The following is a 25,773-nucleotide window of genomic DNA, read 5'->3' on the forward strand; positions in this document are numbered from 1 at the left end:
TGCCCGCATCGGGCGTCTAGAATGTCGATAGAATTGGACGGAGGAGAATTTTGCGCAAGCTTCTGATCGGCGTCGGCGCTGCGGTGGGCCTGGTGGTGGCCCTGGGCTTTGCCGCGCCCCTGCTCGTCGACCTCAACGACCAGAAGCCGCGCATCGCCGGACTGATCGAGGAGGCGACGGGACATCGCGTCATCCTCGGCGGGGACATCCGCTTCTCGCTGCTGCCGACACCGGCGATCTCCGCCGCGGACATCCGCGTGACCGGACCCGCCGGCCTGGACGATCCCGATGCGCCGACGGTCGCCAGCGCCGATGCCATCGACCTCCGCCTCAGCCTGCTGCCGCTGCTCGGCGGCGATATCGAAGTGGCGGAAGTACGCCTCGCCCATCCCACCGTCGTCCTCGACGAGGCGAGCCTCGCCGCCGCGGCCAGGGCGGAGGAGGCCGTGTCGGCCGACGGTGAAGACACGAGCGGCGTATCGGCCGGCGGCGGCAATGTCGCGGTCCAGCGCGTGCTGATCGAGAACGGTACCTTCGAATGGCGTCCGGCCGAGGGCCCGCCCCAGCGGGTCGAGGCGATCGAGGCCAATCTCTCCGCTCCCAGCCTGCAGGGCCCCTTCACCCTGAGCGGCGGCGCCAGCTATGGCGGCATGCCGGTCGGGCTCGACGTCGCGCTGGGCCGGATCGGCGGGACCGAGCCGGTCGGCTATGATCTCAAGCTCGGCCTCGCGGGCGCGTCCTTCACCCTCGGCGGCACGCTAGACCTTGCCGGCGCCAAGGGGCCGGCGCTGGCCGGCAAGGCCAAGCTCCTGATCGAGGACGCGGCGGCGCTCGCCGGGTTGACGGGCATGGACGTGCCCCTGCGCGGCCCGATCTCGGCCGAGGGTGAACTCAGCGCCGATGCCGGCCGGGTCGCGGTCGACGATCTCGCCTTCGCCGTCGGCGAGTCGACGGGCAGCGGCCGGCTGCGTGTCGCCCTGGGCGAGGTGCCGGCGGTCTCCCTGAAGCTGCGCATGCCGCGCCTCGACGGCGACGCCCTGGCCGCCGCCGCGCGGGGCGGCCAGTCGCCGGCGCCGGCGCCGACCGCCGCGCCGTCCCCGCCGCCGGCGGAGGGCGGGCCGGGCCTCGTGCTGCCCACGGGCATCACCGCCGATGTCGATCTCGCGGTCGATGCCCTGCAATGGTCGGGCGCGGTCGTTCAGAAGATCGCCCTCGTGGCCGCCCTCGAGGATGGTCGCCTGACCCTGTCGCGGGCTTCCGCCGTGCTGCCCGGCGGTACCGACTTCGGTCTTTCCGGCAAGGCCTCGCTGTTCGAGGGGCGGCCGCGCTTCGAAGGCACCATCGACGTCGCATCGGACAATCCCCGCGCCCTGACGGACTGGTTCGAGGTGACGCCCCAGGGGCTGCCGGCCGACCGCCTGACCCGTTTCGGCCTGACCGCCAAATTGACCACCGACGGCGTCGGCGCCGACCTTTCGGGCCTGACCATCCGCCTCGACGGCGCGACGGCGAAGGGCAGCGCCGGCTGGCAGCCCGGCCCGCGCCCGACCGCAAGCCTGACCCTCGACGTCGACCGTTTCGAGGCCGATCCCTATCTGGGGGCGGCACCCGACCTGCCGTCGATGACCGCGCCGCCCGCCAGCCCGCTGGCCGAGATCGGCGCGGCGGCGCCGGCCTCGCCCATTCCCGACCTCGGCTTCGACATCGGCCTGCGGCTATCGATCGGCAGTCTCGCGCTCCGGGGCGACACCTTGAAGACCGTCGTCTTCGACGGCGTGCTGGCGCCGGCGGCGCTCCGCCTGTCGACCCTGTCGATCGGCGATTACGCCGGGCTGAAGGTCGGCGCCAGCGGCAAGCTCGGCCTTGCCAAGGGTGCGCCCGAGGCGGATTTCGCCTTTCGCCTGGAAGCGCCCTCGCCGAAGCCGGCGCTGACCCTGGCCGGCATCGAGACGACGGACCGGATGGCGACCCTCGGCCGTTTCGCCCTCGAAGGCCGGCTGACCGGCAAGCCGGAGGCAGCCCATGTCGATGCCTGGGTCGCGGTCGGCGACACCAGGCTCGCGCTCGCCGGGGCGCTCGGCGCTCTCCGCGCGCCGCAGTTCGATCTGAAGGGTACCCTCAGCGCGCCGGAGCTCGTGGTCCTGGCCACCCAGGCCGGTCTCACGCCGACGGCGGCGGGGCCCGTGCTCGGCCCGGTCGACCTCGATGTCGTCTTGCGCGGCACGCCGGACCAGCCGGACGCCCGGCTGGACGGCGCGCTCGGCGTCGCCACCCTCGGCGCCGGGCTGCGTGCCACGGCCGAAGGGCGGGCCGTCGAAATGAAGCTCGCCGCCGACAATGGCGCCGGCATGCTGACGCGCCTCGGTCTCGCGGGGCCGGTGTCCGGGCGCCTCGCGCTCGAACTCGCGGCCATGGTCTCGGGCGATACGGTCCGGGTCTCGACTCTCGACGTGACGGCGGGAGCCAATCGCCTCGGCTTCTCCGGGGCCTTCGGCACGGGCGAGACCGTCACCTTCGACGGCCGGCTGTCCGCCAGCCGCCTCGATCTCGCCCTTTTCGCCACGGCTTCGGCGGGCGGGCCGTCCGGCGGGGCGGGGCGTCCGGCCACGACGGGCGGCGGGCGCTGGTCGACCGCCCCCTTCGATCTCGAGCGGCTGCGCCGGATCGAGGGCAAATTGGCGCTTTCGGTCGATCAGCTCATGTGGAACGGTCGTAACCTCAACGGTGTCGTCGGGCGGATCGAGGCGGCGGCCGGCGTGGTCCGCCTGGTGGATTTCAAGGCGGGCGCGGAACAGGGCATCGTCACCGGCGCGCTGAGCCTCGACGCCTCGGGCCAGGGTCTGGCGCTCGGCGCCGACTGGAAGGCACGGGGGCTCGACCTCGACATGATGACCGGGCGGAAGGGCAACGAGCCCGGGCTGTCGGGCAAGGCGGACCTGGTCTTCGCGGTGACCGGCAGTGGCCGCAGCCCGTTCGAGGTGGTCTCAAGCCTGGGCGGCTCGGGGTCCCTGGTCGCCGCCGACGGCAGGATCCACGGCATCGACCTGAAGACCCTGTCGGACGGCCTGAAGACCGTGAACCAGCCGGGAGACATCATCGGCCGGATCGCCGCGGCCGTGAAATCGGGGGCGACCAACTACCGCCGCATCGCCGGCGATTTCGACGTCGCGCGCGGCGTCGTCACCCTGACGAAGCTCGGCTCCGACATGGACGGCGGCGCGCTCTCGGGCGGCGGCACGGTCGATCTGCCGGCCTGGTCCACGCGCGTCAGGCTGGCGGTCAAGCTGAACGAACCGGCGGACCTGCCGGCGCTCGGCATCGACATCACCGGGCCGGTCGACGATCCGCAGGCCGAGGTGAAGAGCCGCGACATCGAGAATTACTATCTTCAGAAGTTCATCGGTGTGAAGATCCCGGGCCTGCCCTTGCCGGGCGGCGGTTCGGGCTCGGGTTCGGGCGGCGCCAATCCCGGCAAGGCCATCGTCGATCAGATCTTCAAGGGCCTCGGCGGAAACTAGATGACCAAACGTCTCGTCGTTCGGCACGTCACCCGTTACAAATACGCGAATCCGGTAACGCTGGGCACCCATCGTCTCATGGTCCGCCCGCGCGACAGCCACGACCTGCGGCTGCTCGACGCCACCCTGACCCTGTCGCCACCGGGCGAGATGCGCTGGGTCCACGACGTCTTCGGCAATTCGGTCGCCTTCGTCGAATTCCCGGCGCCGGCCGAGATGCTGGAGATCGAGAGCGTCCTCGTCCTCGACCGCTACCCCTATGTCCCGCCGCGCCTCGACGTCGATCCGGATGCCACGACCTATCCCTTCATCTATTCGCCCGACGACCGCCGCGACCTCGGTCCCCTGCGCGAGAACCATTACGCCGATCCGAAGGGGCTGCTCGATCAATGGGTCGATGGTTTCGTGATGCACAAGGGCACGGATACCCTGGCCCTGCTCGCCGACATCAACGAAGGCATCCACAAGGGCTTCACCTATGCCGCGCGCGACGAGGAGGGGACCCAGACCCCGGTCGAGACCCTGCAGTCGGGCAGCGGCACCTGCCGCGATTTCGCCCTCCTCATGATCGAGGCGGTGCGCCATCTCGGCTTCGGCGCGCGCTTCGTCTCGGGCTATCTCTACGATCCCGCCCTCGACGTCGACGCCGAGGGCGAGGCGGTGCAGGGCGCCGGTGCCACCCATGCCTGGGCCGAGGTTTATGTGCCGGGGGCCGGCTGGGTCGAATATGATCCGACCAATGGCCTGATCGGCAGCGCCGCCCTGATCCGTGTCGCCGCCACCCGCGACCCGGCGCAGGCCGTGCCGGTGGGCGGCAGCTTCACCGGCGCCGCCGACGACTATCTCGGCATGGAAGTAGAAGTTTCGGTGACGGCGGAAGGCGCCTGAGGCGAAGGGGCGACGCCCCGCTCACGCCCCTTCGGCCGTCGGGGAGGTGTCCTCGGTGGAGGGCAGGGGCAGTTGGCCCGCCCGTGCCGCGCCCAGAAGGAATTGGCGGATCGCGCTCGACAGATTGGTGCCTTCGCTTCGGCCGGCGTCGATTTCAGTCACCACGGCGTTCACCGTCCGCCCGTTGCTGCGGGCATAGTCGGCGAGGGCGCCCCAGAAACTGTCCTCGAGGCTGACCGAGGTGCGGTGGCCGGCAATCTCGATCGAACGCTTCTGCATCTCTGTTCCTCTAGTCCTTGTCGGGCCCGAGCATGGTGCCGGGGTCCAGCAGCGCGTCGAGACGCGCCTCGTCGATCAGACCCAGTTCGAGGGCGGCCTCGCGCAGAGTCTGGTTGTGGGTGTGGGCGTGCTTGGCGATCTTCGCCGCGTTGTCGTAGCCGATCTCGGGGGCGAGCGCGGTCACCAGCATCAGGGAGCGGCGGACACTCTCGTCCAGCTTCGCCGCATTGGCGGTCGCGCCGATGACGCAGCGATCGGCGAAGGATCGCGCGGCATCGCCGAGCAGGGCGATCGACTGCAGGAGGGCCGCGCCGATCACCGGCTTGAACACGTTCAGCTCGAAATGGCCCTGGGTGGCGGCGAAGGCGATGGTGGCGTGATTGCCGACCACCCTTGTCGCGACCATGGTCAGGGCTTCGGCCTGGGTCGGGTTCACCTTGCCCGGCATGATGGAGGAGCCGGGCTCGTTCTCCGGCAGGGACAATTCCCCGAGGCCGGAACGCGGGCCTGAACCCATGAGGCGGATGTCGCTGGCGATCTTGAAACAGGCGATGGCCGCGACCTCGACGGCGGCCGACAGGGCCGCCGTGGCCTCATGGCCCGCCAGCGCCGCGAATTTGTTCGGGGCGGAGCGGAAGGGAATGCCGGTCAGCAGCGCCAGTTCCGCCGCCACCTTCTCCGCGAAGCCGGCGGCGGCATTCAGCCCGGTGCCGACGGCGGTGCCGCCCTGGGCAAGGTCGAGGACACCGTCCAGCGCGTGCTCGATACCGTGGATGGCGAAGGAAAGCTGCGCGGCATAGCCGCCGAATTCCTGGCCCAGGGTCAAGGGCACGGCATCCTGCAGATGGGTGCGCCCCATCTTCACCAGATGCGCCCATTCGAGGGCTTTTTGGGCCAGCGCTTCCTGCAGATGGCGCAGGCCCGGCAGCAGGCGATGGCTCACCTGCTCGGCGGCGGCGACATGGATCGCGGTCGGGAAGCAATCGTTCGACGACTGGCCGTGGTTCACATGGTCGTTGGGATGCACCGGCGATTTGGCGCCGCGCGCGCCGCCCAGCGCGTCGTTGGCCAGATTGGCGATCACCTCGTTGACGTTCATGTTGCTCTGGGTGCCGGAGCCGGTCTGCCACACCACCAGGGGGAATTCGGCGTCGTGCTTGCCGGCCGCGACCTCGGCGGCGGCATCGGCGATGGCGGCGGCGAGCGGGGCGGGGATCTTGCCCGTGGCACCGTTCACCCGGGCGGCCGCCTGTTTCACCAGGGCGAGGCCGCGGATGATCGGCGTCGGCATGCGCTCGGCCGCGCGGTCGCCGATCGGGAAATTCATAAGGCTGCGTTGCGTGTTCGCACCCCACAGGCGATCGGCCGGCACCTCGATCGGGCCGAAGCTGTCGCGTTCCGTGCGGGTATTGCCCATTAGATCCTCCATATGGACGGTTGAATGGTAGCGTCCTTGAGCGACGCTTCCGTGTCAGTCACGGACAAAGAAGAAGGTAGGGGGGATGGCCCGGCACATTCAGATCGTCTTGTCCAATCCCGCAAGCGGTGATCGGGATCGCGAATACAACGAATGGTACGATGGACAGCATATCCCGGACCTCATGGGTCTGAAGGGCTTCGTCGGCGCAACCCGATACCGTGTGGTGCTGCCTTTCGCCGGCAAGGCACCCTGGTCCTATATGGTGCTCTACGAACTCGAAACCGAGGATCTTTCGGCCATGCTGGCCGAATTGGTCGATGCCCATGGCGACGGGCGGATCGCCGTCTCCGACGTCCTCGATCCCGCGAGCCTGACCGCCCTGGTATTCAGCCCGGTCGCGGCCTTCCAGGGTACGCCGGGTCATCGCCGGCAATTGTTCGTCGCTCTCTCGAAACCGAGCGAGGGGCGGGAGGATGAATTCAACACCTGGTACGACGGTCGGCACGTGCCGGACGTGATCGCCATCGACGGGATCTTCGGAGCGGAACGCTTCAAGCTGGCGATTCCCTTCCTGGATCCCATCGGTCTTGGCGAACGCTATCTGGCGGTCTACGACGTCGACTGCCCCGACCTTCGCGATCTCGCCGCCCGGGTGGCGGCGGATGCGCGCTCGGGCAGGGCCGTGATGTCGGACGCGATCGACATGAAGAGCCTGACGGCCTTCTTCCTGGAGCCGGTCTGACCCGCCTTCAAGACGTCGTCATCCAGGCGAAGGCTGGGATGACGACGCATTGGGGGGCTCAATCCGGCACGCCGAAGATGCCGACGAGGTGGAGCGCCAGTTCGAGGTTCAGGCGGCGTTCGCCGACGGGGCGGCCGAGGTCCTGCTCGATCTGCTCGAGGCGGTAGCGCACCGTGTTGTGATGCAGGCCGAGGGCGGCGGCGGCGGAGCGGTAGTTGCAATTGGCGGCATAGAAGGCGTCGAGGGTCTGGCGCTGGCGCCGGGCCGTGGCGCCCGTGCCGGCCAGGGAGCCCAACTCCTCCTTGATGAAGGTGTCGATCCGCGCCGGATCGGCGGAGCATAGCGCCGCGACACTGACCTCCTCGAAGAAGAGGGCGGCGCCTTCCGCCGATTTCGCCCGTTCGGCAACGCGAAGGGCGTCGAGCGCGTCGCGATGGCTGCGCGCGAACCCCTCGATCCCGGCCCCCGGCCGGCCGATGCCGGCGAAGATGCCGGCATGGCGGGGCAGGCGCCCGCGCTGTACGGCGGGGCGAACCGTCAGCCAGCACCAGCTCGTCCGCGTGTCGACCCGCACCATCAGGCTGTGCTCGGCGCGCAGCACTTCCGCCCAGTCCTGGGCGACCGCCTCCATCGGAACGGCGCCGCGCGGTCGGCGCGGGTCTTCGGTCAGGACGATCGCGACATGGCGCCCGCGCAGGGGATAGCCGATGCGGGCCGAGGCGGCATCGGCGTCGACGGCGGGATCGTCCAGCACGCGGCGGATGCCTTCGACCAGGGTGAAGGAGCGTTCGCGCGCGATCCTTTCCAGCTCGCGCCGATGTTCCTCCGACAGGCGCGAGGTGACGAGGTCGAGCCAGGCCAGCATGTAGGCGGTGCCGGCCTTGACCACCGCGACCGCCTCGTGCCCGCGCGGGCCATGGTCGCCGACCGCATCGGCCCAGATGTCGATCAGCCGCTGCATGCCGATCGGATAGGCGCGGAAGACGAAGGTGCCGGACACGCCCAGCTTCACCAGGTCGCGCGTCAGGGCCATGACCTCTTCCGAGGGCACGATGGCGTCGCTCGGCTCGCCCCGCCTGAGATTGTCGAAGATGCTGGCGATATTCGCCCGGCACGTCACCCGCACCGTCTGCGCGACCGCGTCGCCGCCGACCTCGGGCATGCGGGCGGTGATATGCGCCGCGACGGCATCGCCGATGTCGCGGGCGGCCGGCGCCAGCACGGTGGCGACCTTGCACACCCAGTGCCGAATGTCGGCCTCGTCTTTCGTCGCCATAACGCCATGACTATGGCGCCTTTACGCCAATTGGTCAAAGGCGGCCTTTGCTTCTATCCATTCGCCCGAAGACGGCACGGGGGATTTTTGTCAGATTTTTCCAACTAAGAGCAAAAAACAGTGGGAGGAGGTCGAAATGGCCGTGAATTACGATGTCGTCGTCGTTGGTGCAGGCTTTTCCGGTTTGTACGCAATGCACAAATTCCGTGACCAGATGGGACTGAAGGTCAAGGGCTTCGAGGCCGCCGGCGGCCCGGGCGGCACCTGGTGGTGGAACCGCTATCCCGGGGCACGCTGCGACATCGAATCCCTCCATTATTCCTATTCCTTCTCGGAAGAGATCCAGAAGCGCTGGCAATGGTCGGAACGTTTCGCGGCCCAGCCCGAAATCCTCTCCTATCTCGAATTCGTCGCCGACACCCTGGACCTGCGGAAGGACTTCACCTTCGACATCCGTGTGACCAGTGCCGTCTGGGACGACGAGGCGCATCGCTGGACGATCACCACCAATGACGGCGCGGCCTGCACCACCCGCTTCCTGATCGCCGCCAGCGGCAATCTCTCCATCCCCAAGCCGCCGGACTTCGAGGGCATCGAGGATTTCGCGGGCGAGGTCTATACCACCAGCCAATGGCCCCACCACGAGGTCGACCTGAAGGGCAAGCGCGTCGCCGTCATCGGTACCGGCTCGACCGGCATTCAGGTGATCCAGGAGGTGGCCAAGCAGGCGGCCCATATGACCGTGTTCCAGCGCACGGCCAATTTCGCCCTGCCCCTTGGCAATGAGGAGATCGAGCCGGAGCGCCGGGCCTGGATCTCGGAAAACCACGCGCAGCTTCGCGCCGGCTGCCGCGAGAGCTTCATGGGCATTCCCTTCGAGCCGCCGGAGGTTTCGGGCGCCATGGTCCCGGCCGAACAGCGCCATGCCAAATACGAGAAATTGTGGTCGGGCGGCGGCTGGCCGCTGCTGGTCTGTTCCTATGCCGACGTATTGTCGGACCAGGCGATCAACGACGATCTGGCGGATTTCGTGCGCGGCAAGATCCGCGACCGGGTGAAGGATCCCAAGGTCGCCGACCTGCTCTGCCCCAAGGATCACCCGATCGCCACGAAGCGTCTCGCCTTCGAGAGCGATTATTTCGACGTCTTCAATCAGGACAATGTCGATCTCGTCGATCTGCGCTCGACGCCGATCGTGCGCCTGTCGAGGACCGGGATCGTGACGACCGAGAAGGAATATCCGATCGACGTGCTGATCGTCGCCATCGGCTTCGACGCGGCGACCGGCCCGCTGGTCCACATGGGCCTGACCGGGCGCGGCGGCGTCACCCTGGCCGAGCGCTGGAAGGACGGGCCGCGCAACTATCTGGGGATCGCCATGCACGATTTCCCCAATCTCTTCACCATCACCGGCCCGACCAGTGCTGTCGCCCTCTACAACAACCCCCTCGCGATCGAGGATCACGTGGACCTGGCGGCGGATGCCGTCCGCTACACCCTGGCGAATGACGCCGAGACCATCGAGGCGACGGCCGAGGCGGAGGACCGCTGGGCGACCATCGTCCACGGTCTGCTGCACATGACGCTCTTCCCCAAGGCGAACTCCTGGTACATGGGCGCCAATGTCGAGGGCAAGCGCGTCGCGACCTATATCTTCATCGGTTCGGCCCAGCTCTATCGCACCATGACCGGCGAAGTGCAGTCGACCGGTTACGGCGGTTTCGCCGTCGGCAAGGCGCGCAACGGCCTGCCGCCCATGATGAAGCTGGATCCGGCGGTGACCGCCCTGCTCGGCGTCCTGATGGGGCAGGGGGCGAAGCCGCTGCACGACTGCACGGTCGAGGAAACGCGGGCCGTGGTCGACAGTTTCTCCATGCTTCAGGGCGCGGCGCGCGACGTCGACGTGGTCGAGACGACCTATCCCTCGGCGGGCGCCGACCGGGCGGTGCGGATCTATCGCCCCGACCGTCCGGGGCCGCTGCCGGTCGTCGTCTTCTACCATGGCGGCGGTTTCATCGCCGGCAGCCTGGATATGGCGGACAAGCCGTGCCGGGCGCTGGCCGAGGATCTCGGCGCCATCGTGGTCGCTCCTTCCTATCGCCTGGCGCCGGAGAATCCGTTCCCGGCGGCGACCGACGACACATTCGCGGCGCTGTGCTGGACGGCGGCCCATATCGCCACCTATGGCGGGGATCCCAGCCGGATCGCGGTTTCGGGCGAGAGCGCGGGCGGGCTTCTGGCCGCCGTCGCCGCGCTTCGGGCAAGGGACGAGGGCGGGCCCAGGTTGACGGCCCAGGTGCTGATCACACCCGCCATCGACGGGCAGTCGAAGACCGCGTCCAAGGTCGAGTTCTCGGAAGGCCCGATCCTCTCCGCCCGGGCGGCGGAAGGCATGTTCGCCGCCTATATGGGCGAGGGAGGTGATTTCTCCTCGCCCCTGGCGTCGCCGGTCAATGCCAAGTCGCTGGCGGGCCTGCCGCCGGCCCTGGTGCTGTCGGCGGAATGCGACCCGCTGCGCGACGAGGGGGAGATCTATGCCAGGCAGCTCGCCGCCGCCGGTATCGAGGTCAAGGCGATCCGTCTCGACGGGCTGGTCCATGCGACCCTCAGCATGGCCGGCGTGATCCCGCGGGCGCGCGAGATCACCGAGCACATGCAGGCGTTCCTGGATGCGGCATTCCTGCAGGCCCGCGTGAAGGCAACGCCGCAGGCCACGGTCGCGGCGCAGTAAACAAGCAAAAAGAAGGGGCGCGGCGTCCGGTCGGACCGCCGCGCCCCTTTCGCGTTTTCAGGTCACATCAGGTTGGCGAAGAAGTCGTTGCCCTTGTCGTCGACCACGATGAAGGCGGGGAAATTCTCCACCTCGATCTTCCAGACCGCTTCCATGCCGAGTTCGGGATATTCCAGCACCTCGACCTTGCGGATGCAGTTCTGCGCCAGGATCGCCGCCGGCCCGCCGATCGAGCCCAGATAGAAGCCGCTGTGCGCCTTGCAGGCATCGGTCACCTGCTTCGAGCGGTTGCCCTTGGCCAGCATGACCATGGAACCGCCGGCCGCCTGGAACTGCTCGACGTAACTATCCATGCGCCCCGCCGTGGTCGGCCCGAAGGAGCCGGAGGCAAAGCCCGTCGGCGTCTTGGCCGGGCCGGCGTAATAGACCGGGTGGTCCTTGATGTATTGGGGCAGGCCGTCGCCGGCGTCGAGCCGTTCCTTCAGCTTGGCGTGGGCGATGTCGCGCGCCACGATCATCGGCCCGCTGAGCGACAGGCGGGTGCGGATCGGATATTGGCTGAGGGTCTTCAGGATCTCGGCCATGGGCTTGTTCAGGTCGATCTGGACGACCTCGCCCTCGAGATCGTCATGGGTGACCTCGGGCAGATATTTCGCGGGATCGTGCTCCAGATCCTCCAGGAAGACGCCGTCCCTGGTGATCTTGCCCAGGATCTGGCGATCGGCGGAGCAGGAGACGCCGATGCCGACCGGGCAGGAGGCGCCGTGGCGCGGCAGGCGGATGACGCGGACGTCGTGGCAGAAATACTTGCCGCCGAACTGGGCGCCGATGCCGGACATCTGGGTCAGCTTGTGGATCTCGGCCTCGAGCTCGCGGTCGCGGAAGGCGCGGCCGAGCTCGTTGCCGCTGGTCGGCAGATCGTCGAGATATTTGCACGACGCCAGTTTCACCGTCTTCAGGTTCAATTCGGCCGAGGTGCCGCCGATGACGATCGCCAGGTGATAGGGCGGGCAGGCGGCGGTGCCGAGCGTCTTGATCTTCGCCTCGACGAATTTCAGCAGGGAAGCCGGGTTCAGCAGCGCCTTGGTCTCCTGATAGAGATAGGTCTTGTTGGCCGAACCGCCGCCCTTGGCGACGAAGAGGAATTTATACTCGTCGCCCGGCGTCGCGTAGAGGTCGATCTGGGCCGGCAGATTGTTGCCGGTGTTCTTCTCGCGATACATGTCGAGGGGCGCCATCTGGGAATAGCGCAGGTTGGTCTCGGTATAGGTGCGGGCGACCCCGCGCGAGATCGCTTCCTCGTCCTTGCCGTCGGTCCAGACATATTGGCCGCGCTTGCCCATGACGATGGCCGTGCCCGTGTCCTGGCACGACGGCAGCACCATGCCGGCGGCGACATTGGCGTTCTTCAAGAGTTCCAGCGCCACGAACTTGTCGTTGGGCGAGGCTTCCGCGTCGTCGAGGATCAGGCGCAATTGCGCCAGATGGCCGGGGCGCAGCAGATGGGAGACGTCGCGATAGGCGGCGAAGGTCAGGGCCTCGATCGCCTCGGGCGCCACTTCCAGCACGCGCTTGCCGCCGACCACGATCTCCTTCACCCCGTCCGAGGTGATCTTGCGCCAGGGCGTCTCCACCTTGTTGGCGGGATCGTGCTCGAACATTTCCTGATAGGCGAACGCCGTCATGGCCGGAACCTCTGCGCTACGGGTGATAGGGGCGGGCGATTGGCGCCTTATTTCTTCCTGAAGGCGTCCAGCGTCAAGACTTCGCCGCGCTTCTCATCCGAAGGTGGGGTGTCGGTGTCGGGCTTTTCCTCGGTGTCCTCGCGCGGGGTGAAGGCCGCGGGCTCGGCGCCCTGGGCCGCCGGGCGGGGCGCCGCTTCCTCGCCGGTGGGCTGGAACTGGAGCCCGAACTGGACGGATGGATCGAAGAAGCCGGTCATCGCCGCATAAGGAATTTCAAGGCGTTCCGGCATTTTGTTGAAGTTGAGCTGGACCTCGAAGCAATCCTCGTGGGCAGCCAGGCCCCAGTATTGATGCTGGAGCACGATGGTCATCTCGTCCGGATAGCGTTCGCGCAGATAGTCGGGAATGTCGACGCCCGGCGCATTGGACTTGAACGAGAGATAGAGGTGATGGTTGCCGGGCAGGCCCTGCGCCGCCGCGCGCGTCAGGGCCTGACGCACCACGCCGCGCAGCGCATCCTGCACCATGCCGCCGTAATTCATGTAATCCTTGGCCATACGCTTGACTCGATCCTGAGGTCGCCCTTTCCGTCCAGCCTATCGACTGATGGTCCCCCGTTCAATCGAAGAGCCCCCAGACCGGGGGCATGGCGCCATGTGTAGAGGAGTACCCGATGTCCGCTCTCCGTCAGGTCCAGGCCCGGCCCTATGGCTTTCCCTATGACGGTCCCGTGGTGCCGGCGCGCACCGCGCTGATGGTGATCGACCTTCAGGTCGATTTCCTCTCGCCCGACGGCTATTTCGCGCTGAAGGGCTACGACCCTTCGCGGCTTCGTGAAATCCTGCCGAACGTGAACCGCCTGATCGGGGTGGCGCGGGCGGCGGGCTGCACCATCGTCCACACCCGCCAGGGCTATCGCGCCGATTTCGCCGACATGACGCCCTTCGAGCATTGGCGCCGCGAACGCGCCGGCATGGCGGGCACCAAGGCCTTGCTCCGCGATCAGCCGGGCTTCGAGATCGTGCCGGAAGTCGATGTCCGTCCCGGCGACGTCATCGTCGACAAGACGGCGAACGGTGCCTTTTCCCATACCGATCTCGACACGATCCTGCGCGCCAAGGGGATCGGCTGCCTGATGTTCACCGGCTGCACCACCGACGTCTGCGTGCACACGACCCAGCGCGAAGCCCGCGACCGAAATTTCGAATGCCTGCTGATCGAGGATGCCTGCGCCTCCGGCGACGAATACGCCCATGCCGCCGCCATCCACATGACCCAGGTGGAGGACGGCATCTGGGGCTGCGTCGCCGATACGGCCACGGTGCTGGCCGCGTTCGGCGCGTAGGGGGAACGTCACTCCGCCGGCTGGCGGCGCATCTGGGGCAGGGCGGCGGCGGTCCGGCGCCACAGCGCCATGATCGCGCGCCGTCCCGGCCGCTCGACGAAGGTGAAGGCGAGATGCGAGGCCGCGAGGAAAGTGGCGAGCGTCAGCGGAAACACCACCACATCCGGCAGGTCCAGAAGGCGCAGCGCCCGGATCATATGAATGCCCAGGATCTGGTGCAGCAGATAGAGCGAATAGGACACGAGCCCGACCCAGGCCAGCCACCGGCTGTTCAGCCGCAACCTGCCGCCCAGCGCCAGCACGACGAGCACCATGGCGCCGAGCACGAAGGCGTGGGGCGCCCAGTCGGGCAGGCCGGCCTCGTGGAACTGCCCGGCGGTCATGCCATAGGCGAGCACCGCCATGGCGACCAGAAAGCCGGCCGAGACCCGGCCCCGTCCCGCGCCGACGCCCCGCCGGATCTGCCACAGCGCCACCCCCAGCAGGAAGAAGGCGTTGTAATCGCGAAGGAAGAGCTTGCCGAGGCGCGGCTCCATCATATCCGCGGCGAGGGCGAGGAGGGCGAAGCCGATCAGGCCGATCCAGAACCGTTCCCGCAGCACGAACCAGCAGAGCGCGGCGAAGGCATAGAAGCGCACCTCGACCGAGAGCGTCCAATAGGCGCTGTCCACCAGTTCGGCCCCCAGCATGGAGCCGATGAAGGTGAGATTCAGCAGATAGTCCCGAAAGCCGACACCCAGCGCGAAGGGATCATGGAGGCGCGAGACGGCGAAGGTCAGGCTGGCGGCGAGCAGCAGGGCGGGGAACAGCCGGGCGAAGCGCCGCGCCGCGAATTCGAGGGCGGAGGCGGAACGCATCAGGGTCATGGCGATGACGAAGCCGGAGATCACGAAGAAGATCTGCACGCCATAGCGGCCGAGCAGGAAGACCGGCGAGTGGACATGCCGCCAGGCGGTCACGTCGTGCTCGAATTCCGGCACGGTCCAGCGCACCAGCCAGTGATAGAGCACGACCAGCAGGATGGCGATGCCGCGCAGGCAGTCGATGGTCCGGTCCCTTTCGCCGAGAAGCGCGTCGGTCGGTCGGGACGGGGGGACGGCCATGGAAACTCCGTGGTTGCAACAGCGCCCATTCTATCGCCGAAACCGGGCGTCGCGAGCCCGATTGCCCCGGAACCGGCGGCTTTCGCCCCCTCTTTGCGCCCAGGCTTGCGCCTGGATTGCGAACGTCGCAGCGTGGCCGGGCCGTCCCCCGACGGGCGGCACGGCAGAAAGACGAGGGGAGGAAGACGGCCTTGTTCGAGCGTGTCCTGATCGCCAACCGCGGCGAGATCGCCATCCGCATCGCCGAGGCCTGCGTGGCCCTCGGCATCGAGAGCGTCGCCGTGCACGGCGCCGACGACGGCCGATCCCTCCATGTCGCGGCGGCGGATCGGGCCGTGGCCCTGCCGGGACGGGGCGTCGGCGCCTATCTCGACGGCGCTGCGGTGATCGCGGCGGCACGGGCGGCGGGCTGCGACGCGATCCATCCGGGCTATGGCTTCCTGGCCGAAAATCCGGTCTTCGCCGCCGACTGTCTGGCGGCCGGCATCATGTTCATCGGCCCGGCGCCCGAAACGCTCGCCCTGTTCGGCGACAAGGTGGCGGCCCGGCGCCTCGCCCAGGATGCCGGCGTGCCGGTGGTCGAGGGGACGGCGCGCACGGTCGAGGCGGGCTGTGCCGAAGCCTTCATGAAGAAGCTCGGCCCCGGCGCCCGGGTCATGGTGAAGGCGGCGGCCGGCGGCGGCGGGCGTGGCATGCGCGTGGTCGAACGGCCCGAGGACATGGCCGAAGCCTTCGCGCGCTGCGCCTCGGAAGCCAAGGCCGCCTTCGGCGACGGTTCCCTCTTCGTCGAACGGTTCATCCCCGCCGCCCGCCATGTCGAGGTTCAGGTCCTGGGTGACGTGGAAGGCACCGTCACCCATCTGTTCGAGCGCGATTGCAGCCTGCAGCGCCGCCACCAGAAACTGGTCGAGATCGCGCCGGCCCCGGGCCTGTCCGACGCGACGCGCCTGAAATTGTTCGAAGCGGCGCTGAATCTCGCCCGGGCCGCACGATATCGCACCATCGGCACGGTCGAATTCCTGGTCGCGCCGGACGAAAGCGCCTTCTGGTTCATGGAGGCCAACCCCCGTCTCCAGGTCGAGCATCCGGTGACGGAGGCGGTGACCGGCGTCGATCTGGTCGCCGCCCAGATCCGCCTCGCCGCCGGGCAGCCGCTGGCCGCCCTCGGCCTTGCCGGCGTCAGGCCCCAGGGCTTCGCGATCGAGGCCCGGATCAATCTGGAAATCATGGATGCTGCCGGCAATGCCCGCCCGGCGGCCGGCACCGTCACCACCTGGGAAATGCCCGGCGGTGCCGGCGTCCGCGTCGATGGCGCGGGCTATACCGGCCTCGTGGTCGATCCCGGCTTCGATTCCATGATCGCCAAGGTGATCGCGCGGGGCGATGACTATCCCCGTGCCGTCACCGCCCTTCGCCGGGCGCTCCGGCGCTGCCGGATCGACGGGGTCGCCAGCAATCTCGGCTTTCTCGAAGCTCTCCTCGGTCTCGACGATGTCGCCGCCGGGCGGATCGACAATCGCCTGGTCGAACGGCACGGCGCGGAACTGGCGGCGGCGCGCCGCGCGCCCGGTTTCTTCATGGCGGACGAGGGCGGGCCGAAGATCGAGACCGTGCAGGCCCCGGCCGGCAGCGAGGCGGTGCCGGCCCCCCTGTCGGGCCGGATCGTCGCCTTCGAGGTGGCGCCGGGCGATGCGGTCGCGGCCGGGGCCACGATCGCCGTGCTCGAAGCGATGAAGATGGAACATGTGGTGAAATCGCCCATGGCCGGCATCATCCGCCTGCTGGGCGCCCAGGAAGGGGCCGTGATCGCCGAAGGCGCCGCCCTGCTGTTCGTCGAGCCGGGCGAGGTCGTGGCCGAGAGGGTGGAGGAAGCGGGCGACATCGACCCCGATCACATCCGCCCCGATCTCGCCGATGTCATCGCGCGCCATGCCCCGGGTCTCGATGAAAACCGCCCCGCCGCCGTCGCCCGCCGCGAAAAGACCGGCCAGCGCACGGCGCGTGCCAATGTCGACGATCTGATGGATCCCGGCTCCTTCACCGAATATGGCGCCCTGCTGCTGCCGGCGCAGCGCCAGCGCCGGGGGCTGGACGATCTGATCGCCAATGGCCCGGCCGACGGGCTGATCACCGGCATCGGCACGGTGAATGCGCCCGCCTTCGGGCCGGAAGCGGCCAAGACCATGGTGCTCGCCTATGATTACACGGTCATGGCCGGCACCCAGGGCATGATGAACCACAAGAAGACCGACCGCGTGCTGCATCTGGCCGACGAATGGCGCCTGCCCCTGGTGCTCTTCGCCGAGGGCGGCGGCGGGCGCCCGGGCGATACGGATTGGGTCGGTGTCGCCGGGCTGGACGTGCCGACCTTCGCCACTTTCGCCGGATTGTCCGGCAAGGTGCCGCTGGTCGGCGTCGTCTCCGGTTACAGTTTCGCGGGCAATGCCGCCTTGCTCGGCTGCTGCGACCTGATCGTCGCGACGCGCAACTGTTCCTTCGGCATGGCCGGCCCCGCCATGATCGAGGGCGGCGGCCTCGGCAGCTTCCGGCCGGAGGAGGTGGGCCCGGCGGCCATGCAGTGGGCCAACGGCAATATCGACCTATTGGTCGAGGACGAGGCGGCGGCGGTGGCCGCGACCCGGAAGCTGCTCGGCTATTTCCAGGGCGATACGGCGGATTGGGCGGCGGCCGACCAGCGCCTGCTGCGCCATGTGGTGCCGGAGAACCGGCTGCGCGTCTATGCCATGCGTGATGCCATCCGCCTGCTGTGCGACGCCGACAGTGTCATGGAACTGCGTGCCGGTTTCGGCCGCGCCCTGATCACCGCCCTGGTCCGGATCGAGGGCCGGCCCTTCGGCCTCATTGCCAATGATCCCGCCCATCTCGGCGGTGCCGTCGATGCCGATGCCTCGGTCAAGGGCGCCCGTTTCCTGAGATTGTGCGAGGCGCGCGGCCTGCCGGTGGTCAGTCTCGTGGATACGCCGGGCTTCATGGTCGGCCCCGATTGCGAGGCGGAGGGCATGGTGCGCAAGGCCGCCGACATCTTCATCGCCGGCGCCAATCTGACCGTGCCCTTCGGCGCCGTGGTGCTGCGCAAGGGCTATGGTCTCGGCGCCCAGGCCATGACCGCCGGCTCCTTCCATCGCCCGCTCTTCACCATCGCCTGGCCCAGTGGCGAATTCGGCGGCATGGGTCTTGAAGGCGCGGTCCGCCTCGGCTATCGCCGCGAACTGGAGGCGGAGACCGACCCGGCGGCGCAGAAGGCGCTCTACGACAGGCTGGTCGCCCAGCAATATGCCAACGGCAAGGGCATCAACATGGCCTCCTTCGGGGAGATCGACGCGGTGATCGACCCGGCCGAGACGCGGGCCTGGATCGTCCGAGGGCTGACCGTGCCGGCGTGATGCCTCAGATCACGACATTGCGGAGGAAGCGGACCGGTACCTCGCCGAGGGCGGTGAAGACGATCGGCCGGTCGGTCCGATAGGCGGCCGAATGGCCGGCTTCGATCGTGAGCACCCGGTCGGGGAAGGTCAGCCGCAGCCGGCCCGCGATCACGAAGACCATTTCCGACCAATCCTGCGGGTCGGCCGGCGATTCATAAGTCTCGCCCGGGGCCAGGGTCCATTCCCATAGTTCCGCCAGGCGAGCGGCCGGGACGGCATGGCGCAGGACCGCCGTGCTGCCGGGCCTTTCGCCGGTCCAGGCGAGGACGGGGCTTTCCAGCGGCCGCTCCCGGTCGACGATCAGATCCGGCAGCAGGACACCCAGGGCATGGGCGATCTTGTCGAGGGTGGAGAGGCTGACGTTGCTGTCGCCGGCCTCGATCCCGACCAGCATGCGCCGGCTGACGCCGGCGCGCTCGGCCAGGGCGTTCTGGGACAGGCCGGCCTCCCGGCGCAGGCGCCGCAGGTTGGCCGCCAGATGGTGCAGGATGCCGGCGCCCTTGGGTGCGGCGGGGGGCACGGCGGGCTCTTGACCTTCGTTCATGGGCACTATATTGCACGTTTGTCCTGCGCAGTTTAATGCGCATCCGAGGTGTTCTCAAGCCATGACGACCGGTGTCACCACGATGGAGAAGCGCGGCGCGCGGGCCTCGCGCCTGCCCGAGGCGGTTCTCCTCTTCGTCACCCTGATCTGGGGCGTCTCCTTCCTGACGATCCAGACCGGCATGACGGTCTCCGGGCCCCTGATGTTCCAGGCGTTGCGCTATGGTATCGCCACCCTCTGCCTGGCCCTGATCACGGGGCGCGGCATGTTCAGGGTGACGGCGCTGGAGGCCTGGGTCGGGCTCTTCACCGGGCTCGCGGTCGCGCTCGCCAACGGACTTCAGGCGATCGGCCTGCAATATATCCCGAGCAGCACCTCGGCCTTTCTGACCGCGCTCTATGTGCCCATGGTGCCGATCGCGCAATTGCTGTTCATGCGTGAAATGCCGAAGCCCATGGCCTGGCTCGGCATTCTCTTCGCCTTCACGGGCATGGCGCTGCTGGCCGGCCCGTCAGAGATCCTGCGCCTCGCCATCGGGCCGGGGGAGATCATGACGCTCGCCAGTGCCGCCGTCATCGCGGCCGAGATCGTCGCCATCGGCGCCTTCACCAGGCGCATGGATTCGCGCCGGGTCGCCTTCGTGCAGATCCTGGTGATCACGGTCTCCACCTTCGCCGCGACCGTGCCGGCGGGGGAAAGCCTGCCGGATCCGAGCTGGCTCCTGCTCGCGACGGCGGGCGGGCTCGGCCTCGGCAGCGTGATCATCCACCTTGCCATGTATTGGGCGCAGAAACGCCTGTCGCCGACCCGTGCCACCCTGATCTATGCGACGGAACCGGTCTGGGCCGGCATCGTGGGCCGGGTCGCGGGTGAACGCCTCGGCCTCCTCGGCGTTCTCGGCGCCTGCCTGATCGTCGCCGGCGTGGTGATCAGCGGCCTGCGTCGAGGGGGCGGCGATCCAAAAGGCGCAGCGGCCGAAACCACGCCAATACCGCCGGATCATTGATGAAGCCGATGTTGTAGGGGTGCTCCGCCGCCAGCACCGGCAGGCCGGCGGCGCCCGGCAGATCGGCGAGATTTTTGGCGAAATTGCCGAACAGCAGCAGGCGGCAATCGGGCCGGGCGGCGCGCAGGCCGGCGAGGAACCCGTCCATGAAGCCGTGCCAAGGCTTCGCATCCCGTGCCTTGCTGGCGGTCAGCACCGGGATCGCGTTGAACGACAGGATGCCTTCCTGGCGGATGCGGCGGAACAACTCGTCCATGGTGGCGACGAGGTTCAGCGCCGTGGGATCCAGGGCGGCGATGTCCTCGGCCCGGGCTTCGGGCGGGATCATTCCGTCGGCGACCAGCAGCATCTTCATGATGTTGCGAAGACTGGTCGCGCGATTGACCGGCTTGGCGAGGCCGGCGGGCGACCACAGCGGCCCCACCGCGCCATCGTTGAAGGCTTCGCCGATCGCCGACTGCGCACGTGGATAGGGCGATTCCCCGAACAGCACCGCCTTCACCCGATCGAGCGGGACATGGCGCAGCGGCGCCAGCATCAGGTCCGGCCCCGGCAGCCAGTCCTTTTCCGCCAGCCCGTCGAGATAGGCGGGGTCCATGCGCGCGGCGGCCGCCGCGACGATGGCGCGCCATTCCGGCGACAGGCCGGCGCAGGCCGCATCGAAGGGGTAACGGTCGAGCACGCTCATAATTTCGCCAATGCCCGGCGCATCACCTTGCCGTTCGCCGTGCGCGGCAGGACATCGACCAGAATGACCTCCTTCGGCCGCTTGTAGGCGGCGAGGCGGGGTTCGGCATGGGCCAGCAGGGCGCCCTTGTCGAAGGCGACACCCTCGCGCGGGACGACATAGGCGCAGATGATCGATACCGTCTCCGACACCTGCCGCTCGGCCACCGCGACGTCGGCGACCATGGGGTGGCTGGCCAGTGCTGCCTCCACCTCGAGGGGGGAGACGCGGTAACCGCCCGCGTTCATCAGGTCGTTGTTGCGGCCGTGGAACCAGAGGTAACCTTCGCCGTCCAGATGGGCCAGATCGCCGCCCGCGAACCATTCGCCGCGCAGCACCTCCGCCTCTTCCTCGGGCCGATTCCAATAGCCGAGCATGAGTCCGGGGTCGGCGCGATGAACGGCCAGAAGCCCGATCTCGCCATCCGGCAGGGGCTCCCAGGTTTCGGGATCGAGGATGGCGACGCGGCGCCCCGGCTGCGGCCGGCCGGGGGAGCGGGCGCGGGCCGGGCCGGGCGGGCATTGGCTGATATAGGTCGAGATTTCCGACATGCCGAGGGCTTCATAGAGTTCGGTGCCGGTCGCATCGCGCCATTGTTCGAGGATCGGCGCCGGCAGGCTCTCGCCCGCGGTCAGGCCATGGCGCAGGCTTGAAAGATCATGGCCCGCGATGTCGCCATATTTCAGGATCTGGCGATAGAGGCCGGGCACGGTGGCGAAGATCGTCGCCTTGAACCGCTCGATCAGGCGGGGCCAGACAGCGGGATCACGCGGGCCATTGTAAAGGCAGGCGGTGGCGCCATTGGCCCAGGGATCGGTCAGGCCGACACCCAGCGTATAGGTCCAGTTGAAGGCCCCGGCGTGAAGCACCCGGTCGTCGCCGGAAATGCCGTACCAGCCCTGATACATGGGCCGCCGGCCCCAGGCGCTGCGCTGGGCGTGCAGCACGCCCTTCGGCTTGCCCGTGGTGCCGGAGGTATAGACCAGAAAGGCGGGATCGTCGGCCGCCGTATCGGCGAAATCGCCGAGGGGGCCGTTGGCGGCCCAATCCCTGATGGCGGCGGCCGGAATGATGAAGACACCCTCGGGCACCGCCAGATCGTCCATGCCCGCGCCGACCGCGACCGCGCGGGCACCGCAGTCCGACAGCAGGAACCCCGCCTCGGTGGCCGTGAGCTGGGAGGAGGAGGGCAGGGCGACCACCCCCGCCGCGATGGCGCCGAAATAGGTCAGCGCATAGGCGACGTCATTGTCCATCCGGATCATCAGCCGGTCGCCGGACCGAAGCCCGGCGTCGAGCAGCCCGCGTGCAACCCGCAGCGCCGCATCCTTCAAGGCCCCGAAGCGCCACACTTCGTCCGCGTGATCGCCCGCGAGAATGAGACCGATCTTGTCGCCCGGATGACCGTCCAGGCAATAGCGGGCCATGTTGAAACGGGCGGGAACCATGCGGGGATCAGACACCATGGTCGCGGACCAGACCCTCCAGCATGTCGCGATAGGCGGCGAATTCGGGCACGGCGAGGCCGACGACCTTCGCTTCCTCGTCCCAGACGCGCAGCCGGACGGCATCACGGAAATGGGGCAGGGCTTCGAAAGCGGCGACTTCCTCCGCCGACATGGGGCCGCCCTGAAGTGCCAGGCTGCGCACCGAGGCGGGCGAGAGGCGCGCGAAATAGCCGTCCTTGGTGGCGCAGAGATAGCGTTTGGCGGCGACGTGAAGGCGGATCGGCTCCGTCACCTCGGGCCCGAACCATTGGGCGAGGTGATCGGCGCCGCCGTCCTCGTGCCTTGCGTCGTAACCCATGACGGCGGCGCCCTCGCCGACCGGATCGAGCAGATGGCCGATGTCGTGGAGCAGGGCGGCGGCGATCAGGCCCGGGGCGGCGCCGGCCCGGGTGCCGCAGGCGGCCGCCTGCAGGCCATGGGCGAGCTGACTGACCGATTCGCCCCCCTCATAGGGGGAATGCCCCTTGTCCCGGAAAAGGGCTTCGATACGGGCGACGACGGAATCGGTCGTCTTCTCTACAGTCGGGCGCGACGTCATGTCGGGGCATCCTTGTTTCGGCGGCATAATGATCGTGACCTGGCTTCAAGAGCCAGTTAAAAACCTGTTCTAACCGAAGAAGATTACGAGGGGAGTATCGTCATGGCCGGGCCGCTGAAGGGGATGAAGGTCGTCGAAATCGCGGGCCTGGGGCCGGGGCCGTTCTGCGCCATGCTACTGGCGGACATGGGCGCCGACGTCGTCCGGGTCGAGCGTTCGGCGAAATTCGGCGTGGTCAATCCGAAGTTCGATTTCCTCAACCGCGGCAAGCGCTCCGTCGTCGTCGACCTGAAGAAGCCCGAAGGCATCGAGACCGTCCTGAAGATGGTCGAGAAGGCGGACATCATCCTGGAGGGCTTTCGCCCCGGCGTGATGGAACGTCTCGGCCTCGGTCCCGACGTCTGCCTGGCGCGCAATCCTGCCATCGCCTATGGCCGCATGACCGGCTTCGGCCAGAGCGGCCCCATGGCCAAGGCGGCGGGCCACGACATCAACTATATCGCCATGTCCGGCGCGCTCGGCATGATCGGTCACGCGGGCGGCAAGCCGGTGCCGCCGGTCAATCTGGTCGGCGATTTCGGCGGCGGCGCCATGTTCCTCGCCTTCGGCCTCCTTGCCGCCGTGCTCTCGGCCCGGACCACCGGCCAGGGCCAGGTGGTGGACGCCACCATGATCGACGGCGCGGCCCTGCTCTCGACCATGATGTACGGCATGATGGCCCAGGGCCTGTGGCGCGACGAGCGCGGCGTGAACCTTCTGGATACGGGCGCCCATTTCTACGACACCTATGAGACGGCGGACGGCAAATATGTCTCCATCGGCTCGATCGAGCCGCAGTTCTATGCCGAGCTGATGCGCCTCGCCGATCTCGATCCGGAGGTCTTCGGCAGCCAGATGGACGTCGCCCGCTGGCCCGAGATGAAGGAGAAGCTGGCCATCGTGATCAAGGGCAAGACGCGGGACGAATGGTGCGCCCTGATGGAGGGGACGGACGTCTGCTTCGCTCCCGTGCTGTCCATGACCGAGGCGGCGGCACACCCGCATAATGTTGCCCGCGGTACTTTCTTCGCGCAGGATGGCCACATCCAGCCGGCGCCGGCGCCGCGCTTCAGCCGCACCGCGCCGGATGTGCCCGCCGCCCCGCCCGAGCCCGGCCGGGATACCGAGACGGCGCTGGCCGACTGGGGCTTCTCGCCCGCCGAAATCGCCCGCCTGCGGGAACTCGGCGCGGCGGCCTGACGATCCGCCACCCGGCGGATCGGGAAAAAAGCCCGGCGATCCGCCACCCGGCGGATCAGGGAAAAAAGCCCGACGATCCGCCGCCCGGCGGGTCGCGAAAGAAGGGGAAACGAGGGTGGCGCTGTTCTTCGACGCGAATTGGTTCGACCAGCGCCTCCGTCTCCTCGGCCTCGGCCGCGCCTCCATCGCCGCCACCCTCGGCATCGCGGACGACGAGGTCGAGGCGCTGTTCAAGGATCAGCGCGAGCTGAAGCCGACCGAGGTGGTGACCCTCGCCGCCCTGCTGGCGGTCCCGGTCGCGGAACTGGCGCAACGCGCCGGGGCCGGCACCGTGGCGCCCGAAACCGCGCCCGAAGGCCCGTTCGAGGCCCGCCTCGAAGCGGTCGAACAGGCGATGCAGCGCCTCGAGGAACGGATGAGCCGGGTCGAGAGCCTGCTCGCACGCGCGACCGAGGCGACCCGCTCGCTCCGCGCCGATCTGCCGTCGCGGGGAAGCTGAGACCCGTCAGCGCACGCCAGACAGCGCGGCGCCCCGGCCTGCGCCGGGACGATGGAAAGGGTTACGGCTTGATCGTCAGACGCTCGGGCGTGATCTCGATCGCCACTTCGCGCGGCTTGTCCGCCTCTTCGCCGCGCAGCAGGACGATCATGCCGTCGTCGGTGAAGATCGCCGGGTCGTCCATCGGCACGCCGTCGAGCGCCACCGTGTTCAGGGCTTCGAATTCGTCGGTGCCGATGGTCTTGAGGGCCGTGGCATAGCCCTTGCGCTCATCGCCCTCCAGAAGGGTGAAGATCAGCACGATGTCGGTCAGGCCGTCGCCGGTGACGTCCTTCGGCAGGGCCAGGGCATAGCCGACGCCGGCCTTCCGCTTCTTCGCCTGGGCCGCGATCGCCTGCTGGATCGCGGCCTGCGCCGCCGTCGGCTCGGCCGGGGCGGGGGCGCTCGGCGGCGGGGGCGGCGGGCCGAGGCCGGCGCCGCCGTCCGAGAAGGTGGAGCCGGGGACCGGGGCGCCCGCGCTCGGCGGCGGCGGCGCATCGGGCGCGGGCGGCTCATAGACCGCGACCTCGATGTCGTTTTCCTCGGCGCAGGCGTCCAGGGCCTTCACCGCCGCCGCCGCGCCGCCGAGCGGGAGATCGCGGGAGCGCAGGTCCAATGCGTCCGACCGGATGTAGAAATGGCTGCCGCGCGCGAAGATCGACAGCAGCTTGTCGCCCTGAGGCGAGGGCAGCGGCGTCGAGGAGATCGAATGCGGATCATAGGCCCGCCCGTCGAGGGCGATGGCCGGCCGCTCGTCGACGGAAAAGCCGAAATCCATGGAGGTGCCGTCGGCGACGTCGAGATCGTCGCGACCATAGATCAGGCCCCGGCCCTGGGGACCGACGATGAAACCGATGCGGTCACCCGACGGATAGTCGCGGGTGACGACGCAGAGCGCGGTGGGTTGGCCCGGAAGATGGAAGGTCTCCAGCTTCCAGTCGCCGATCTCGGCATTCTCTCCCGCCTCGGGCGTCGCGAGCGGTGTCGGCAGGGGCAGGGGCGGGGCCGCCGTCTCGGCACCGGGGGCGGTTTCAGCGGGAACGGTCTCTTCGGGGGGCATGGCCTCGGCCGGCCCATCTTCCGGCTTGGTGATTTCCAGCTTGGGTCTGTCGCTTTGCGCCGGTGCGGGACCGCTCTGCCCGACGAGGGCGAGAGCCGTGCCGCATAAGAGGGCGGCGGTGGTGCGTTTCATGGTCGAGGCTCGCCGGTCTGGAATCTGCCGTCGGAGCATAACGAAGAA

Annotated in this window: 20 protein-coding genes; 9 read left to right on the forward strand and 11 right to left on the reverse strand. The window is 68.6% G+C overall.

What is annotated here, in order from left to right:
* Window positions 1-50 precede the first annotated feature (50 nt).
* Window positions 51-3,518 (forward strand): AsmA family protein, encoded by a 3,468-nt coding sequence (locus L2U69_RS01475; RefSeq protein ID WP_236104574.1) that lies wholly within the window; start codon window positions 51-53, stop codon window positions 3,516-3,518.
* The gene (locus L2U69_RS01480) at window positions 3,519-4,406 is read left to right on the forward strand and encodes a transglutaminase family protein (RefSeq protein WP_236104575.1); all 888 of its coding nucleotides are present in this window, start codon (window positions 3,519-3,521) and stop codon (window positions 4,404-4,406) included. It abuts the gene before it with no gap.
* A gap of 21 nt (window positions 4,407-4,427) precedes the next feature.
* Here L2U69_RS01480 and L2U69_RS01485 read toward each other — a convergent pair whose 3' ends face one another.
* On the reverse strand, window positions 4,428-4,685 hold the full coding sequence (locus tag L2U69_RS01485; protein WP_236104576.1) for a ribbon-helix-helix domain-containing protein: 258 nt from the start codon (window positions 4,683-4,685) through the stop codon (window positions 4,428-4,430).
* Window positions 4,686-4,695: 10 nt separating this feature from the next.
* Window positions 4,696-6,102 (reverse strand): class II fumarate hydratase, encoded by a 1,407-nt coding sequence (fumC, locus tag L2U69_RS01490; RefSeq protein WP_236104577.1) that lies wholly within the window; start codon window positions 6,100-6,102, stop codon window positions 4,696-4,698.
* Between the two features lie 85 nt (window positions 6,103-6,187).
* Between fumC and L2U69_RS01495 the strand changes: the two genes are divergently transcribed.
* Window positions 6,188-6,847 (forward strand): DUF4286 family protein, encoded by a 660-nt coding sequence (locus L2U69_RS01495; protein ID WP_236104578.1) that lies wholly within the window; start codon window positions 6,188-6,190, stop codon window positions 6,845-6,847.
* A 58-nt stretch (window positions 6,848-6,905) separates the two neighbouring features.
* Here L2U69_RS01495 and L2U69_RS01500 read toward each other — a convergent pair whose 3' ends face one another.
* Window positions 6,906-8,123, reverse strand: coding sequence for a PucR family transcriptional regulator (locus L2U69_RS01500; RefSeq protein ID WP_236104579.1), 1,218 nt, complete (start codon window positions 8,121-8,123; stop codon window positions 6,906-6,908).
* 136 nt (window positions 8,124-8,259) lie between these two features.
* Here L2U69_RS01500 and L2U69_RS01505 point away from each other — a divergent pair, with 136 nt between their 5' ends.
* Window positions 8,260-10,854, forward strand: coding sequence for a flavin-containing monooxygenase (locus L2U69_RS01505; protein WP_268967199.1), 2,595 nt, complete (start codon window positions 8,260-8,262; stop codon window positions 10,852-10,854).
* Window positions 10,855-10,916: 62 nt separating this feature from the next.
* Here L2U69_RS01505 and L2U69_RS01510 read toward each other — a convergent pair whose 3' ends face one another.
* Window positions 10,917-12,539, reverse strand: coding sequence for a fumarate hydratase (locus L2U69_RS01510; RefSeq protein ID WP_236104581.1), 1,623 nt, complete (start codon window positions 12,537-12,539; stop codon window positions 10,917-10,919).
* Between the two features lie 47 nt (window positions 12,540-12,586).
* Window positions 12,587-13,096: an SspB family protein gene (locus tag L2U69_RS01515; RefSeq protein WP_236104582.1), complete on the reverse strand. Its 510-nt coding sequence runs from the start codon at window positions 13,094-13,096 to the stop codon at window positions 12,587-12,589.
* A 116-nt stretch (window positions 13,097-13,212) separates the two neighbouring features.
* Here L2U69_RS01515 and L2U69_RS01520 point away from each other — a divergent pair, with 116 nt between their 5' ends.
* Window positions 13,213-13,884, forward strand: a complete 672-nt coding sequence (locus L2U69_RS01520; protein WP_236104583.1) for a cysteine hydrolase family protein — start codon at window positions 13,213-13,215, stop codon at window positions 13,882-13,884.
* Window positions 13,885-13,892: 8 nt separating this feature from the next.
* Here the strand turns inward: L2U69_RS01520 and L2U69_RS01525 are convergent, their stop codons facing one another.
* Window positions 13,893-14,987 carry an acyltransferase family protein gene (locus L2U69_RS01525; RefSeq protein WP_236104584.1) on the reverse strand — a complete coding sequence of 365 codons (1,095 nt, stop codon included), beginning with the start codon at window positions 14,985-14,987 and terminating at the stop codon, window positions 13,893-13,895.
* Window positions 14,988-15,178: 191 nt separating this feature from the next.
* On the opposite strand from L2U69_RS01525, the gene L2U69_RS01530 reads away from it, so the two are divergent.
* A complete protein-coding gene (locus tag L2U69_RS01530) occupies window positions 15,179-18,391 on the forward strand; it encodes an acetyl-CoA carboxylase family protein (RefSeq protein WP_236104585.1) in 3,213 nt (1,070 codons plus the stop codon).
* 4 nt (window positions 18,392-18,395) lie between these two features.
* Here the strand turns inward: L2U69_RS01530 and L2U69_RS01535 are convergent, their stop codons facing one another.
* Entirely contained in the window at window positions 18,396-18,977 is a 582-nt protein-coding gene (locus L2U69_RS01535) for a helix-turn-helix domain-containing protein (protein WP_236104586.1), read from the reverse strand.
* 61 nt (window positions 18,978-19,038) lie between these two features.
* On the opposite strand from L2U69_RS01535, the gene L2U69_RS01540 reads away from it, so the two are divergent.
* On the forward strand, window positions 19,039-19,983 hold the full coding sequence (locus tag L2U69_RS01540; protein ID WP_236104587.1) for a DMT family transporter: 945 nt from the start codon (window positions 19,039-19,041) through the stop codon (window positions 19,981-19,983).
* Here L2U69_RS01540 and L2U69_RS01545 read toward each other — a convergent pair.
* Genes L2U69_RS01545 through L2U69_RS01555 form a run of 3 tightly spaced genes read right to left on the reverse strand, consistent with a single transcriptional unit; the run spans window position 19,907 to window position 22,756 of the window.
* Window positions 19,907-20,671 carry a uracil-DNA glycosylase family protein gene (locus L2U69_RS01545; RefSeq protein ID WP_236104588.1) on the reverse strand — a complete coding sequence of 255 codons (765 nt, stop codon included), beginning with the start codon at window positions 20,669-20,671 and terminating at the stop codon, window positions 19,907-19,909. The genes L2U69_RS01540 and L2U69_RS01545 overlap by 77 nt on opposite strands.
* Window positions 20,668-22,176 carry an acyl-CoA synthetase gene (locus L2U69_RS01550; protein ID WP_236104589.1) on the reverse strand — a complete coding sequence of 503 codons (1,509 nt, stop codon included), beginning with the start codon at window positions 22,174-22,176 and terminating at the stop codon, window positions 20,668-20,670. The genes L2U69_RS01545 and L2U69_RS01550 overlap by 4 nt, the downstream gene beginning before the upstream one ends.
* Window positions 22,166-22,756, reverse strand: coding sequence for a phosphonate degradation HD-domain oxygenase (locus tag L2U69_RS01555; RefSeq protein ID WP_236104590.1), 591 nt, complete (start codon window positions 22,754-22,756; stop codon window positions 22,166-22,168). The genes L2U69_RS01550 and L2U69_RS01555 overlap by 11 nt, the downstream gene beginning before the upstream one ends.
* Before the next feature lie 102 nt (window positions 22,757-22,858).
* On the opposite strand from L2U69_RS01555, the gene L2U69_RS01560 reads away from it, so the two are divergent.
* Window positions 22,859-23,995, forward strand: coding sequence for a CaiB/BaiF CoA transferase family protein (locus tag L2U69_RS01560; RefSeq protein WP_236104591.1), 1,137 nt, complete (start codon window positions 22,859-22,861; stop codon window positions 23,993-23,995).
* A gap of 115 nt (window positions 23,996-24,110) precedes the next feature.
* Window positions 24,111-24,494 (forward strand): hypothetical protein, encoded by a 384-nt coding sequence (locus L2U69_RS01565; RefSeq protein ID WP_236104592.1) that lies wholly within the window; start codon window positions 24,111-24,113, stop codon window positions 24,492-24,494.
* A gap of 61 nt (window positions 24,495-24,555) precedes the next feature.
* Here the strand turns inward: L2U69_RS01565 and L2U69_RS01570 are convergent, their stop codons facing one another.
* The gene (locus tag L2U69_RS01570; protein WP_236104593.1) at window positions 24,556-25,725 is read right to left on the reverse strand and encodes a hypothetical protein; all 1,170 of its coding nucleotides are present in this window, start codon (window positions 25,723-25,725) and stop codon (window positions 24,556-24,558) included.
* Window positions 25,726-25,773 lie beyond the last annotated feature (48 nt).

This window comes from Zavarzinia marina (assembly GCF_021568905.1).
Taxonomy (GTDB): Bacteria; Pseudomonadota; Alphaproteobacteria; order Zavarziniales; family Zavarziniaceae; genus Zavarzinia; species Zavarzinia marina.

Bases quoted from the DNA above. Each gene is read 5' to 3' on its own strand.
- L2U69_RS01480 (WP_236104575.1), top strand. From the start codon at position 3,519: ATGACCAAACGTCTCGTCGTTCGGCACGTCACCCGTTACAAATACGCG.
- L2U69_RS01485 (WP_236104576.1), bottom strand. From the start codon at position 4,685: ATGCAGAAGCGTTCGATCGAGATTGCCGGCCACCGCACCTCGGTCAGC.
- fumC (WP_236104577.1), bottom strand. From the start codon at position 6,102: ATGGGCAATACCCGCACGGAACGCGACAGCTTCGGCCCGATCGAGGTG.
- L2U69_RS01495 (WP_236104578.1), top strand. From the start codon at position 6,188: ATGGCCCGGCACATTCAGATCGTCTTGTCCAATCCCGCAAGCGGTGAT.
- L2U69_RS01500 (WP_236104579.1), bottom strand. From the start codon at position 8,123: ATGGCGACGAAAGACGAGGCCGACATTCGGCACTGGGTGTGCAAGGTC.
- L2U69_RS01505 (WP_268967199.1), top strand. From the start codon at position 8,260: ATGGCCGTGAATTACGATGTCGTCGTCGTTGGTGCAGGCTTTTCCGGT.
- L2U69_RS01510 (WP_236104581.1), bottom strand. From the start codon at position 12,539: ATGACGGCGTTCGCCTATCAGGAAATGTTCGAGCACGATCCCGCCAAC.
- L2U69_RS01515 (WP_236104582.1), bottom strand. From the start codon at position 13,096: ATGGCCAAGGATTACATGAATTACGGCGGCATGGTGCAGGATGCGCTG.
- L2U69_RS01520 (WP_236104583.1), top strand. From the start codon at position 13,213: ATGTCCGCTCTCCGTCAGGTCCAGGCCCGGCCCTATGGCTTTCCCTAT.
- L2U69_RS01525 (WP_236104584.1), bottom strand. From the start codon at position 14,987: ATGGCCGTCCCCCCGTCCCGACCGACCGACGCGCTTCTCGGCGAAAGG.
- L2U69_RS01535 (WP_236104586.1), bottom strand. From the start codon at position 18,977: ATGAACGAAGGTCAAGAGCCCGCCGTGCCCCCCGCCGCACCCAAGGGC.
- L2U69_RS01540 (WP_236104587.1), top strand. From the start codon at position 19,039: ATGACGACCGGTGTCACCACGATGGAGAAGCGCGGCGCGCGGGCCTCG.
- L2U69_RS01545 (WP_236104588.1), bottom strand. From the start codon at position 20,671: ATGAGCGTGCTCGACCGTTACCCCTTCGATGCGGCCTGCGCCGGCCTG.
- L2U69_RS01550 (WP_236104589.1), bottom strand. From the start codon at position 22,176: ATGGTGTCTGATCCCCGCATGGTTCCCGCCCGTTTCAACATGGCCCGC.
- L2U69_RS01555 (WP_236104590.1), bottom strand. From the start codon at position 22,756: ATGACGTCGCGCCCGACTGTAGAGAAGACGACCGATTCCGTCGTCGCC.
- L2U69_RS01560 (WP_236104591.1), top strand. From the start codon at position 22,859: ATGGCCGGGCCGCTGAAGGGGATGAAGGTCGTCGAAATCGCGGGCCTG.
- L2U69_RS01570 (WP_236104593.1), bottom strand. From the start codon at position 25,725: ATGAAACGCACCACCGCCGCCCTCTTATGCGGCACGGCTCTCGCCCTC.